Genomic DNA, 12604 nt, shown 5'->3' with positions numbered 1-12604 from the left:
CGCCCTGCCGACAAATGACACGCCACCACTTTCAACCGTAGCATCAGAGAGTGCCACATCTGAATAGACTGGCATATATCTCGCTTGCACACCTAACAAAAGGGCTAAAATAGCCTAAACAAGTGTGCAAAGCCTATAGTATGGTATAGGACTTGCACGTTGTTATTGCTTTCATTACACTTTCACTCAATCTGCGGACAAATCTATAAGCACTATTTTTTTATCCACACCATAACTATTATAACGTTTCTCTGCTTCACCCAACAACTCCAAAGCTTTCTTTTCTAATTGCTTATATTTATTCTTCACTGCATCCTTTAAGTCCTCATCATCAAGATATAGTTCGTCTTGATATGATGTCTTCCTCTTTTTATCAAGTGTCTTTGAAATAGCAGATTCCAAGGCATAGGATTCTACCTCCTCATCAATAGCAAGGTAATTTAGTTCCTCAACTCGCCTCTTTTTGCCCCTTGCTGGCGTATGGATGGCGATAAGAATATCCCCATAAGAATCTTTCCCCAGTGTAGCTTTAGAGGTATTTTTGTAATGGTTAAGCTCGTGTGAAAGAATGTCCCGACTATATCTCTTATCGCTTTGCCAAAACACCTGTATTCTCGCATAAAATGGTAAAAGCCATCCGTGCGGTAGAGTTTAATTTTATTACCAATGTTTTCACCATAGACACATTCTATGCCCTCACTTTGCCCCTTTTCCTTAAAAGAAAGTTCCATAGTAGCATTACAATACTTGCCTAAAACCTGCTCAACTACCCAATCAATCTCATCCTTGAGATTTGAAGTAATATTGTGGTAGCGGTCACGGTCAGTATAACGTTTTAAGTTTTTTCGCAAGTTCTTTTCCGCAGAAAAAACGGATTCTAGTTGTGTTTTAGTCAACATCTTCCTCTCCTCCATTCCAATGGTTTGGAAAAAGCATGTCACCACATGCCCAAGCTATTGAGTTGCGAAGAAATCTATTGATAACGTCATAATCGCTGTCAGCATTAGTAGAGGATTTTACCACTTTCCCCATCGTATCTCTTACGATAACTTTATATTTATGAGTATTCGGAATGCGCGCCGTTTAGCAACCCGCCCAGTGCATCAGCAAAATCGTCAGAGTCGTTCAACGAGGCTGTTCTCACAACGTTTAGCCCTAATACATGTGCATAAGCTAATGCACTCTCGTCAATTTCTATCAACGTTTCAATATTATCAGCGATAAACGAGAGCGGACAGATAATAACATTTCTAATGCCAACTTCTGAAAGCCGTTTTAGTTCATCTTTTAGGCTTGGAGACAGCCATTTGCCTCGCCCCATCTTGCTCTGATAGGCTATGCTATAATTTGCCACCCCCGCAAGAGTAGCAATTAACCTTGCTTGTTCGGAAACCTGAGCGGAGTAAATATCCCCCTCGTCAACTATAATCTGCGGTATGGAGTGGGCAGAAAACAAAACGTGGCTTGTGCGAATATCAAGCTCAGTGCTTGTAATTCTTTTAGCCAGACACTTTAGATAGGGTTCAAAATTATGAAAACTTCTAATCTCTTGAATATTAGCCACTCCGTTATAATTTTTCAGTGAAATATGCGCCCTAGATAGGCAAATACCCGATGTCAGTTTGGAATATTCTGGATATAGTGGCAATATATATAAGTTATCATAACGTTCTTTGTCGTCTGCTGCAATTAAATAACGGACAGCATCCTCAATGAATGGCGGTGCATAGCAATAGCCAATATAAACATCTAACGGCAATTTGTCTAACAAACGTTTAATAATAGTATGGTGCGGAGAACCGCTACCCATACGCTCATACATTGGGGCAGTTTGCTTGCTCCTTAGCTTTGCTATGATTTTTGCTAATATTCGCTGCGGTAGCTCGCCTATACCGAAGTTGATAAGTGCCCTGTCTGACAAAAGTCTAGTTAAAAACGGTTCTATAGCTTCTATGTTTTCGGGTCCGCCCATGCCCAGCGCAAGTAGCGCATTCATTATGCATGCTCCGTTACAATATCTACTAACAGCTTAACATTTTCCACCGGAGTCTGTGGCATAATCCCATGCCCTAGGTTGAATATATGTGCTGGTAGCCGTCGTCCCTCATCTACTATACTTTTAGCCAATTTTGTTATAGTCTCTTTATCGGTAAATAGCATAGCAGGGTCAAGATTGCCTTGCAGACAAAACTTCCCATCCAATAGTTCATTTGCTTGCGTCAAGCTCACCCCCCAGTCAACACCTATTGCAGAACATTTTAATGACCGAAAGGCATTAAAGAACGATGACGCCCCCTTTGCAAAATATATTATATGCGCCCCTTTAATAGAGTTTGTCAGCTCTGCAACATAAGGTAGCACGTATTCGCAGTATTCCGCGGGCGATAGCACCCCTGCCCACGTATCAAACAGCTGCACAACAGGGCAACCCGCATCAACTTGAACCTGTAAATAATTATATGTAGCGACAGTTAACTTCTCCATAAGTGCGCCATACACTTTTGGCATAGAGTGCATAAGTCGTTTAAGTTGTAAGAAATCTTTGCTCCCACCACCCTCAACCAGATAGCTGGCAAGTGTGAAAGGAGCACCCGAAAAGCCTATCAGTGGCACATTTAATGTTCTTGTTAAATCCTTTATAGTCTCATATACGAATGCAACACTAGACTTCATCTCTGGCACGTTTAAGTTATCAACATCAGTGCTAGTCCGGATAGGGTTATGGATAACAGGTGCAGGATTAAATGATAGTTTCGCTCCCATAGCTTCAACAGGCACTAGAATATCAGAAAATAATATAGCCGCATCAACGCCCAACCGAGCTACTGGTTGCCTAGTAGCCTCAGCCGCTAGTGCTGGGCTTTTGCACATCTCTAGGAATGTATGCTTGGAGCGTAATTCACGGTATTCTGACAAATATCTGCCCGCCTGACGCATTAGCCAGATAGGGGGGCGTTCACAGCTACCACCCTCAAGCATTCTCAAAAGCAAGTCGTTATACTTTGCCATTATTCACACCTAATGCCAGTTTATTTATCATATCCGCTTGATAAGCTGCACCAAAACCATTATCAATATTTACCACACTTACACCCGCCGCACACGAACAGAGCATTGAAAGCAACGTCGTTATCCCGTGCAAGTTTGCTCCATAGCCGACAGACGTAGGCACTGCTATGACGGGCACTTTCACAAGTCCACTAATTACAGACGGGAGAGCACCCTCCATACCAGCAATAGCTATTATGCAGTTAGCTTTATTCAGCGCGTCCCGCCTAGCGAGCAATCTATGAATACCCGCCACACCAACATCGTATAATCGCTCCGCACGGCTACCGAATACCTCTAATATTAAAGCCGCTTCTTCTGCAACTGGTATATCTGCTGTGCCACCAGTGACTACCACGACTGAGCCTTTTAGATTATCAGTGTTGATAGGGGTAGTAACTATGCCTGCAAGCGAATGATAAATAGCAGTAACGTTTTCAGCGATTATAGAATCAGCCATTTCTTTGGTTGCCCGTGTGCAAATGACAGCAGAGCCAGAAACAGCGATTTTAGAAAATATAGTAGTCGCCTGTTCTGGTGTTTTGCCTGCACCATAAATAACCTCAGGGTATCCGGTGCGGGCTAGGCGGGCGTGGTCTATCTTGGCAAAACCCACATCCTCATCGGAAAGTGCCTTTTCCGCAGTAGCAACATCTATTTGCCCGCTCGCCAGCCTATTCAAAATATCTTTCATTTAAGCTGGTGATGGGATTTGAACCCGCGACCTGCGCATTACGAATGCGCTGCTCTACCAACTGAGCTACACCAGCAATACTAATAGGACGCCAGCATAGCATAAAGCAATTTATTTTGCAAGTCCGTTAAACATCTTAACACACATAAGTCGCGCCCATTTGAATAACCAAAGGAACACGTAGCCCACACGCGGCAACATTTTGTGTTGCCATGCAAACTTGATGCTATGTTTCAAACACATATAAATGCCCGAAAAAATAGACTTAAACAGATGATTGTCTGCTCTATCTGTTAGCGAGCCTGTGTGCATATAGTAATTATATAATCTTTTGTCCAATGCATAGCCGGTGTCAGCAACCATTAGATATTGCAGATAAAATCTATGGTCTTCCAACAAATTAGCGTCTGGATATGTAATGTTATAACGGTTTAACAGCTCCCTCTTAAACATCTTTGTGGACTGGCTAGGAACAATACTTGAATCTAATAGTTCAAATCTATTTTTAAGCAATCCTAACTTATGAAGTTCAAAGCTAGCTTGTCTTACACTAGCATAACGTTTATTTCTATCCACTAGAATCACATTAGCCCCAAAGAACACCCAATCAACATTTTCTTGCTCTATCGCATTGTAGCACTCCTCACAGGCATTCAACTCATACCAATCATCGGCATCGCAAAACATTATATATTTACCTTTAGCATTCCTCAAACCTACATTTCTTGTTAACCCTGCCGTCAGATGCACCTGCTCAAACACTCGCAAGCGGCTATCCCGCCCTTCATATTCTTTGAGTATTTCAAGAGAGTTATCAGTGGAAGCACTATCTATGCAGATTATCTCTATGTTACGGAACGTTTGTCCTATTATGGCATTCAAGCACCTTTCTAAATATTGACCTGCATTATATACAGGAACAATGACGCTTATTGCAGATGTTGCGGGGGGGGGGGGGGGCAGTGTTTGTTTAATCATAATGTCTCCATATTTGTCTAAATGACCTAGTATGTCAATCTTATTTCAGCTCATAGTGTTCCAAGTGAGTATGTGGCTGAAAACGTGCCTCTACCTTAACATTGAACTCTTTTTCTATAGCATCTAAGCTCTCACGTTCATTGCTTACTAAAATATCTACTATTTCGTTATGGGCTTCCAGCACTATAGTGCCTCCGCTACGTTCGCTAGCCGTACGTCTGATATTGCGCAAAATATCATAGCAGATAGCAAGCCGCGCCTTTACTACACCCCTGCCATCACAGTATGGGCAAGGCTCACTCATTTTGTGTAGCACGCTCTCTTGCGCCCGCTTGCGTGTTACTTCCACTAGTCCCAGCGGTGTGATATTGACAACACTTGCCCGCGCCCTGTCATCTTTCAGCAGTTCATCTAACAGAGCAATGACCTTCCCCCTGTTTTCCACAATATCCATATCTATAAAGTCTATAATTATAATCCCGCCGATATTTCTTAATCGTAGCTGGTGCGCTATCTCACGCGCCGCCTCAATATTAGTCTGAAAAATAGTCTCCTCAAAGTTGCGCTGTCCTACGAATTTGCCAGTATTTACGTCAATGACTGTGAGTGCCTCCGTCTGGTCTATCACTATGTAGCCACCAGAGCGTAGCCATACTTTCTTGTCAAGCATACGGTCTATCTCTAGCTCAATATTGTATGCGTCAAATAGTGATGTGCGCTTATCGTAATGGATAATCTTATCAAATAACTCTGGTCGGTAGTCGCTACAAAACGAACGCATATCAGTATAATCTTTCTTATTATCTATAATAATCTGAGATGTCTTTTCATCAGCTACATCGCGAAGTAGCCTAAATATAAGGTTATCGTCTTCATATAGCATTTTCGGCGCACCACTGATAGCCCCTTGCGCTTGCACTTTGTCCCAAACGCGCAAGAGATAATCTCTGTCGGCAATGATATCCTCGTCGCTCTGCCCCTTGCTGACGGTGCGTGCTATCAAACCACACTTTTCAGGACGTAAATGTTTTAGTGTAGCCCGTAGCTTTTCTCGCTCCTCCTCATCGTCTATCCGCCTTGATACCCCTACATGCGGGTAGCCGGGCATTAGAACCAAATGTCTGCCCGGAATAGACAGCCTCATAGTGAGACGTGCCCCCTTATTGCCTGTAGCGTCCTTTGTCACTTGAACAACTAGCTCTTGCCCGTCTTTAATCAACTCCTCTATAGAAACAGACTGCTCCCCAGATAAGTCGCTTGCAAATTCGGACATTAAACCATCATCGCTAATGCTCACCACATCAGCAACGTGCAAGAACGCCGCCCTTTGCCCACCTATATCTACAAAAACAGACTGCATACCAGGCAAAACCTTTACCACACGCCCCTTATAGATATTGCCAACCAAAGTGCGCTTTCTCATACGTTCTACAAAAAATTCCTGCACTATGCCACCAGATAACATTGCTGCACGCATCTCATTAGGATGAGAGTTGATTATTATCACATTTGACATACAGTATCACCGATAACAAATAGAACCGCTGAACCATCCCCCGCATACTGGAAACTTTTTAACTCATTAAGTGTGCAACACGATAGCTTTTCGCTCGGTTGTTCAATATCCGTCGCCACCAAAGCGGGAGTTTTTGCCGACAATCCATTCTGTATAAGCTTTTCGGCGATATTTGAAATTAGTTTCGCTCCCATATAGACCACAATTGTAAATCTATTAGCCACAAGTGCTTGCCAGTCATAACTAGGCATCTCGTCATCGCTAGATTTTCTATGTCCCGACAGATAAATAACGCCCGATGAACACTGTCTGTCTGTTAAGGCAGAGTTTATCCGCGCAAGTGCTGCTGACGCCGCTGTTACTCCCGGTATAATCTCTATACTGGCACCAACAGCCCTTGCAACAGCGATTTCTTCCTGAATGCGGGAAAACAAAACACTATCGCCACCCTTTAATCTAGCGACCGCCTTGCCAGCTGATAAGTGTTTTTCCAGTAGTGCGTTAATATCAGCCTGTCTCATACCGCCACTATACGGGTGCTTACCCACGCAGACAGCCTCTACGTTTATATCTTTCAGTAGTTTATCGTCTGCAAGCCTGTCATATAGGATAATATCAGCTCGTTTTAAGGCATTTAAGCCTCGCAGAGTTATTAAATCAGCGACTGAGCCAGCCCCCACTGCTATATAGCAACCATTATTCATTGTGCATCCCTCAACATTTTGTTAATTCTAGCAATTTCATATATCACATTCGTATTAGCACGGGCAAAAATCGTTTCATCTACACGCCAAACCTGCGATTTTAGCCTATTCCACCCTTTACGTTCAGTTGGTAGAGTAGGCTTTGCATTCATAGTTCCCACCTGATAGATATAGTAATCAGGGTTTGTAGCTAGCACGTATTCAGAAGATACCGCAGACGTGCGCGCATTTCCAAATAGATTTACCAACCCTGCACGACTCAAAGCGTCGCTCATTATGGTCTCACGCCCCGCCAGCGATAGCGGATTACTCCGCACCTCATACAACACAGTAGCGCGTTTTGCGAGTGGTGCAACATCAGACAAAACTTTGTTCAGCTCAGATACCAATTCGCCAGCCTTTTTTGCCCTGCCTAAGAGTTTGCCCACATCTACTATACTGCTCAATATATTGTCTATACTGCTCGGCTCATATTTATATAGTTTTGCGTGCAGTTTATCTGCTGCTTGCTGACTAAAACGGCTTGTGCCGATAATAAGCGTAGGTTTCACGGCAGCGATACATTCCATACACGGATTTATATGCGTTCCTACCCGTGTAGCCTGCGGGAACTCCACTATGCTGGAACTTACCGCAACAATTTCGCCCGCCACACCAAGCCTCTCTACAATGTCAGCCACCGCAGGGGACAGGAGCACTATCCGCTCACTGGTGTTTGATGCTCCAACCACGAATGCACTAGGCGGGGATAAAGTGATTGCCGCAAGTGCGAATAGGCATATTATAAGTTTCTTCCAGCTTTTCAGCATTTAGTTGTCCCCCGTCAAATATAATCTTACCCTCTTTCAGGAGGATAAATCTAGTAAAATATCGCGCCGCCACGTTTATGTCGTGAATGCTCGCAACAACAGCACATGGCAAGCTCATTAAGTATCTCATAGTCTGCTCTGTGTGTCGCATATCAAATGGCGCAGTAGGCTCATCTAACAGCACAAATGGTGCATCGCTCAATAGTGCGCGAACCAGCATTACTCTGCGCCGCTCCCCGCCAGAAAGCTCACTATACCGCCTACTCATTAGCCCAGCAAGAGAAAGGATATTTACTACCTCCTCTAGTCTAGCAGCACTAAATGGCACACCATAGCGCAAGCGGACTATGTCAGAGACGTTTAGGTTAAATAGCACATCCGTCCGCTGTGGCAGATATGACAGATGTTTCGCTCGCTCCTCAGCACCCAAGCTATGCCAGCTATATACGCTACCATCACTGACTAGTTCAATTTGACCGCTAGCTTTAAGCAAACCCGCAATAATTTGCAGGACAGTCGTCTTGCCGCTACCATTTTCTCCAAGTATTGCTACCTTTTCGCCTGCACTAATTTCAAGCGCATTAAGAGCAAGCACCCAATCGCCTCTGACAAGGCGAATGTCTTTAAGGCATATCAGCTCCACACGCGTCCTCCGCGCTTTAATAGCAAAAGGGCAAAGAACAAACCGCCACAGAATGATGTTATTACCCCTATAGGTAGCTCTGCGCCCGATGAAAGCACTGTCCGTGAGATAATGTCCAACACTACAAGGACTAATCCTCCTAGCATAGCGGAACATACCAACTGTTCTCTTATGGTGTGCCCGAATAGCATACGTACAGCATGCGGCACCATCAGTCCGATAAAACCTATCGTACCGCAAAAGCTAACAGAGATTGCCACCAAAAACGTGGTTATAACAAACAGTGCTAATCGCAGTTTATAGACATCAACGCCTGAAGTCGCTGCCGATTCATCGTCTAAGAATAGAACCGCTATTTTATCCTTGCTAGTAAATAAGCCGACTAACACGGTTGCGGCGAGCACCCCCATTATAGCTATCTCATTCCAGCCAGCGTTTGCGACACTGCCCATCAACCAAAAAACCATTGTGTTTATAGCATCATCGTAAAAATATTTTAAGAAACTCACCCCGCTTGATGCTATTACCGATATTGTGATGCCCGCAAGGATAACTGTTATATTATCTGACCGCTTAGCCAGTCGCCAGACTATAACGGCACTGATTAGGGCTGATAGAAAGGCTGAAATCGCTACAATGTGCGGTGCTCCCCATAGTATAAGCGCAAGACAGCCACCAAAGGCAGCTGAAGATGCTGCACCTGTGGTAAATCCGTCTGCCATAGGGTTGCGCAATATTATTTGATATACTAGACCAGCCAGTGACAGGGCAACACCGTTTAGTAGTGCAAATAACACGCGCGGGATACGGAAATTCAGCAGTATCGGCAATGTCTCATCAGTAACAGGAAATAGTTGCGTATAGCCGAGTATCACCCCGAAAGCTACAGAAACAATAAGCAGAACAGACAACACTATATATTTATTCATCCTGCACTCCGTTTTGCTATGAGGAGCGAGGTGGCAAGCATTGCTAGGAAAAACACTATAAAACATATAAGGTGATTTAATGGTAGCGTTGCCCCCGTGAGTGTTGCACGAATAAGTGCAACTGAGTGGGTAAGGGGAAAGAGTTGAACGAATACTTGCACAGCCTTTGGCGCAACACTGACAGGAAAGAATACACCCGATAAAAACGTCATCGGTGCAATTACAAATGTGTTTATAGCAAACTGGTCTGCGTGATGCCGCACAACGAGTGCCACACTAAAGCCCATTAAAGAAAAAAATGCTGTGTGAAGTAGTATCACAGGGATAAACGCGACTCCTATGCTTATATCTATATCGGCTATAAGCGCATAAACAAGGAATATAGCAATCGGCATAAGAGCTTTAGTCATACCATATAGCATTTCGCCAATAGCGATTTGCCAGCGGGCAACGGGGGCAATTAAATATTCATCAAAAATCTTATAGTGAAACCTTGCGATAGCTATCTCGGCGTTGATAGCGTAGCTCGTATTAAGCGTAGCCATAGCCAACAGCCCCGCAAATAAGAACGACGGATAGTCCTGCCCGCCTACAACTCTACCGTGCCCCAATCCATATCCGAAAGCAACTAGAAACAGCGCAGGGGATACGAGTGCCTGTGCAAAGCTACGCCATAGGCGCATCTTTAGTATGTTAACCTCTCTAAAATATATCCCTACAATGCCGCTAAACATTTTTACCTGTTTTGTTAATAAACGCATCCTCAAGACTCACTTCTCTGATTCGCATAGTCGCTCCATTAGCTGAAAGACTAGCCATATATGTCCTTGCCTCGTCATATTCGGCAAAATATTTGTATGCTGGCACGCCACCGCTGATACTCTCAACTGCAAACTTGCCGATGTCTGCTTTTAGTTCAGCAGGCGCAGCATCAGCCACTATACGCCCGCTGTCAAGAAATATAACCCTGCCCGCTAGTGCATCCGCCTCCTCTATATAGTGCGTGGTGCAAAATATACTAACTCCCTCATTAGCATTGAGTTTATATATAAGCGTGTGCAAATCTCTGCGCGATTTAGGGTCTAGCCCAGCAGACGGCTCATCAAGGTATAGCAGTTTGGGTTTATGCAACAACGCTCTAGCTATTACAAGTCTTCGTTTCATACCGCCAGATAGTTCATTCGCTAGTTTATTTGCCTGACTAGCAAGCTCCGTTAGAGCAAGCACTTCGCCTATACGTCTGTCAAGAAAACTGCCGCGCATGCCATAAAGCAATCCGTGAACCTTTAAGTTCATCCTCACATCTAAGTCCCTATCAATATTGTTATGTTGCGGCACAACACCTATCGTCCGCTTGTGTGCGCCGTTATCTGGGTTAAATAGTTCGCCCCCATAGTAAATGTCACCGCTGTCTTGTCTGATAAGCCCCGTTAATATGCTGATAGCGGTGGTTTTGCCCGCTCCGTTAGGACCTAAAAAGGCTAGCACCTCCCCTGCACCCATCTCTAGTGAGATACAGTCAAGAGCAGTGCCAGCTCCATAAGACTTCTTCAGCTTATCAATGCACAGTAGCATTATAGGCTATATGCTCCACCAATAACTTTTGGTATGCAGGGATAAGTCCTAATGATAACATTCTATCCTTACCCTTCACCTTAATTTTAGCAATGCTAGGTATTTTCCCCAGTTTTTTAACAGCAGAGAACATGCTATCCTCCTCATCACCAGCAACATCGTTCTCTGCATGGTCGCCCGCTACAAACATAAATACCAAAAACTGCACCTGTTTGTCGTTAGCTTTTTTAACTTTTTCATAAGCACTATCTACGCTAGGCACACCCTCAACCGTCCCCATATAAGAATTAGCATATTTAGCCTCAAATGCCTTTTGAACAGCTAAATAACGTTTCTCTACGCTATGTCCTGAATGGGTGCCATGAGCCACCAATATATTTATAGCATCTTTGCGAACATAAGGTGCTAATGTGTCAACAACTTTGCTAATGTTTGCATCGCTTGAAACTAGCGGAGTTGCCAACTTTATTTTGATAGATTTGTTAGCTTTAGCAAATTTATCAGTATCCGCTTTCAATTTTTCGTATTCCACCCCGTCAAAGACAATCGTGGTGGCAACGAACAGGTCAGTGTAGCCATCTTTTTTCAGCTTATTAAACATTTCCTCTGGGGATAGTAGTTTATCAGCCGCCTTTCTATCCTTATTCAGCTTGTTTCTAATAACAGGAGACGTGTATGGAACGAACACATCTCTGCCATGAAACTGCTTTTTCAGTAGCGGCACAAGCTCGTCAAACGTAATAGCCGCCTCAGTGCTGGTGCCGAACACCGCAAGCACCAACGCCCGCTTCTCAGCTGCAAAACTCTGTGCGGTTGCCGCCGACATTGCAAGTAGTGTTATAACTATTAAAAATTTCCTCATTACATCCTCCTATAGTTGCTTTTCAGCAAATTTCATCAGCAAATCTGAACGACGGTAGGGCATATAGTGCGACCAGCCGCCATAGATGCTGCCGCGCCTGCAAGCAGAGAGCGACCGCTCCCCGTTTGATATTGAACGAGCATTGTAAATATCTTGCTCACCGCAACGCGTAACCTTGCTATAGTGGAAAGAATGAGCGCGCGCATTTAATAGCCCCTCATCCATCTCCACATAGCCAAGCGATTGACGCTGTCCCGTCAGCGCAATATCAACATCCAATAGTCCCGCCATCTTGTAGCTCTTGCCTGCCACTTCAAGACTCTTTGCTAGATACATAAACCCGCCACACTCGGCAAAAATAGGCACACCACTACTAGCCTGTTTAACTAGTGCATTTCTTGTGCCCTTTGCAGCTTCCAATTTAAGGGGGTATAGTTCTGGATAGCCACCGCCCAGCAACACTAGGTCAGCATCGTCAAAAGATTCATCTTTCAGCGGTGAAAAGTAGTTAATCTCATAACCACTACTTTCTAACAGGTCAAAGGTTGTCTGATAGTAAAATGAGAATGCGGCGTCTTTTGCGACATAAGCCTTTTTATCAGGTTTTTGCTCCGCTTGCACAGCAGGAACGCCGTCAACCTGTAGTTTGGTATCGCCCATAAGCGCATTCAGGTCAATGTGCCGCTCCACTGCATCTGCGGCTTCATCAAAGAAACAAGCACTCCTATCATTATCAGGCAACTTCAGCCCAAGATGACGGGACTATTGGATGTTGATATTGCGCTGACGGGACAGCGTCAATCGCTTGGCTATGTGGAGATGGATGAGGGGCTATTAAATGCGCGC

15 protein-coding genes and 1 tRNA gene are annotated in these 12604 nt (G+C 44.2%); all 16 read right to left on the bottom strand.

Annotated features, from left to right (window positions below; translation table 11 throughout):
* Window positions 1-186 precede the first annotated feature (186 nt).
* Window positions 187-402 (bottom strand): hypothetical protein, encoded by a 216-nt coding sequence (locus AC1MDJ_RS04990; RefSeq protein WP_479689855.1) that lies wholly within the window; start codon window positions 400-402, stop codon window positions 187-189.
* A 38-nt stretch (window positions 403-440) separates the two neighbouring features.
* The gene (locus AC1MDJ_RS04985; protein WP_479689854.1) at window positions 441-899 is read right to left on the bottom strand and encodes a hypothetical protein; all 459 of its coding nucleotides are present in this window, start codon (window positions 897-899) and stop codon (window positions 441-443) included.
* Window positions 900-1057: 158 nt separating this feature from the next.
* The gene (gene hemH / locus AC1MDJ_RS04980) at window positions 1058-1996 is read right to left on the bottom strand and encodes a ferrochelatase (RefSeq protein WP_479689853.1); all 939 of its coding nucleotides are present in this window, start codon (window positions 1994-1996) and stop codon (window positions 1058-1060) included.
* Complete coding sequence (gene hemE / locus AC1MDJ_RS04975) at window positions 1996-3009, bottom strand: uroporphyrinogen decarboxylase (RefSeq protein WP_479689852.1); 1014 nt, start codon at window positions 3007-3009, stop codon at window positions 1996-1998. Before hemE ends, hemH begins: the two co-directional genes overlap by 1 nt.
* Complete coding sequence (gene larB / locus AC1MDJ_RS04970) at window positions 2996-3742, bottom strand: nickel pincer cofactor biosynthesis protein LarB (RefSeq protein ID WP_479689851.1); 747 nt, start codon at window positions 3740-3742, stop codon at window positions 2996-2998. Before larB ends, hemE begins: the two co-directional genes overlap by 14 nt.
* A gap of 3 nt (window positions 3743-3745) precedes the next feature.
* Window positions 3746-3818 (bottom strand) — tRNA-Thr (locus AC1MDJ_RS04965).
* A gap of 35 nt (window positions 3819-3853) precedes the next feature.
* Window positions 3854-4720 carry a glycosyltransferase family 2 protein gene (locus AC1MDJ_RS04960; RefSeq protein ID WP_479689850.1) on the bottom strand — a complete coding sequence of 289 codons (867 nt, stop codon included), beginning with the start codon at window positions 4718-4720 and terminating at the stop codon, window positions 3854-3856.
* 40 nt (window positions 4721-4760) lie between these two features.
* Window positions 4761-6236, bottom strand: coding sequence for an Rne/Rng family ribonuclease (locus AC1MDJ_RS04955; RefSeq protein WP_479689849.1), 1476 nt, complete (start codon window positions 6234-6236; stop codon window positions 4761-4763).
* A complete protein-coding gene (gene cobA, locus AC1MDJ_RS04950) occupies window positions 6224-6940 on the bottom strand; it encodes a uroporphyrinogen-III C-methyltransferase (protein ID WP_479689848.1) in 717 nt (238 codons plus the stop codon). The genes AC1MDJ_RS04955 and cobA overlap by 13 nt, the downstream gene beginning before the upstream one ends.
* Window positions 6937-7749 (bottom strand): ABC transporter substrate-binding protein, encoded by an 813-nt coding sequence (locus tag AC1MDJ_RS04945; RefSeq protein ID WP_479689847.1) that lies wholly within the window; start codon window positions 7747-7749, stop codon window positions 6937-6939. The genes cobA and AC1MDJ_RS04945 overlap by 4 nt, the downstream gene beginning before the upstream one ends.
* A complete protein-coding gene (locus AC1MDJ_RS04940; protein WP_479689846.1) occupies window positions 7679-8392 on the bottom strand; it encodes an ABC transporter ATP-binding protein in 714 nt (237 codons plus the stop codon). Before AC1MDJ_RS04940 ends, AC1MDJ_RS04945 begins: the two co-directional genes overlap by 71 nt.
* A complete protein-coding gene (locus AC1MDJ_RS04935; protein WP_479689845.1) occupies window positions 8383-9321 on the bottom strand; it encodes a FecCD family ABC transporter permease in 939 nt (312 codons plus the stop codon). Before AC1MDJ_RS04935 ends, AC1MDJ_RS04940 begins: the two co-directional genes overlap by 10 nt.
* Window positions 9318-10055, bottom strand: coding sequence for an ABC transporter permease (locus AC1MDJ_RS04930; protein ID WP_479689844.1), 738 nt, complete (start codon window positions 10053-10055; stop codon window positions 9318-9320). Before AC1MDJ_RS04930 ends, AC1MDJ_RS04935 begins: the two co-directional genes overlap by 4 nt.
* On the bottom strand, window positions 10048-10896 hold the full coding sequence (locus tag AC1MDJ_RS04925) for an ABC transporter ATP-binding protein (RefSeq protein WP_479689843.1): 849 nt from the start codon (window positions 10894-10896) through the stop codon (window positions 10048-10050). The genes AC1MDJ_RS04930 and AC1MDJ_RS04925 overlap by 8 nt, the downstream gene beginning before the upstream one ends.
* Window positions 10880-11758, bottom strand: a complete 879-nt coding sequence (locus tag AC1MDJ_RS04920; protein WP_479689842.1) for a sirohydrochlorin cobaltochelatase — start codon at window positions 11756-11758, stop codon at window positions 10880-10882. Before AC1MDJ_RS04920 ends, AC1MDJ_RS04925 begins: the two co-directional genes overlap by 17 nt.
* A 9-nt stretch (window positions 11759-11767) precedes the next feature.
* Window positions 11768-12499 carry a hypothetical protein gene (locus tag AC1MDJ_RS04915; protein ID WP_479689841.1) on the bottom strand — a complete coding sequence of 244 codons (732 nt, stop codon included), beginning with the start codon at window positions 12497-12499 and terminating at the stop codon, window positions 11768-11770.
* Window positions 12500-12604: the final 105 nt, after the last annotated feature.

The organism is Candidatus Termitispirillum reticulitermitis (genome assembly GCF_054655775.1).
This window is presented reverse-complemented; position numbering and strand designations above follow the sequence as displayed.

Excerpts from the sequence above, each read along its gene's own strand:
- AC1MDJ_RS04985 (WP_479689854.1), bottom strand. The coding sequence starts at position 899 with ATGTTGACTAAAACACAACTAGAATCCGTTTTTTCTGCGGAAAAGAAC.
- hemH (WP_479689853.1), bottom strand. The coding sequence starts at position 1,996 with ATGAATGCGCTACTTGCGCTGGGCATGGGCGGACCCGAAAACATAGAA.
- hemE (WP_479689852.1), bottom strand. The coding sequence starts at position 3,009 with ATGGCAAAGTATAACGACTTGCTTTTGAGAATGCTTGAGGGTGGTAGC.
- larB (WP_479689851.1), bottom strand. The coding sequence starts at position 3,742 with ATGAAAGATATTTTGAATAGGCTGGCGAGCGGGCAAATAGATGTTGCT.
- AC1MDJ_RS04960 (WP_479689850.1), bottom strand. The coding sequence starts at position 4,720 with ATGATTAAACAAACACTGCCCCCCCCCCCCCCCGCAACATCTGCAATA.
- AC1MDJ_RS04955 (WP_479689849.1), bottom strand. The coding sequence starts at position 6,236 with ATGTCAAATGTGATAATAATCAACTCTCATCCTAATGAGATGCGTGCA.
- cobA (WP_479689848.1), bottom strand. The coding sequence starts at position 6,940 with ATGAATAATGGTTGCTATATAGCAGTGGGGGCTGGCTCAGTCGCTGAT.
- AC1MDJ_RS04945 (WP_479689847.1), bottom strand. The coding sequence starts at position 7,749 with ATGCTGAAAAGCTGGAAGAAACTTATAATATGCCTATTCGCACTTGCG.
- AC1MDJ_RS04935 (WP_479689845.1), bottom strand. The coding sequence starts at position 9,321 with ATGAATAAATATATAGTGTTGTCTGTTCTGCTTATTGTTTCTGTAGCT.
- AC1MDJ_RS04930 (WP_479689844.1), bottom strand. The coding sequence starts at position 10,055 with ATGTTTAGCGGCATTGTAGGGATATATTTTAGAGAGGTTAACATACTA.
- AC1MDJ_RS04925 (WP_479689843.1), bottom strand. The coding sequence starts at position 10,896 with ATGCTACTGTGCATTGATAAGCTGAAGAAGTCTTATGGAGCTGGCACT.
- AC1MDJ_RS04920 (WP_479689842.1), bottom strand. The coding sequence starts at position 11,758 with ATGAGGAAATTTTTAATAGTTATAACACTACTTGCAATGTCGGCGGCA.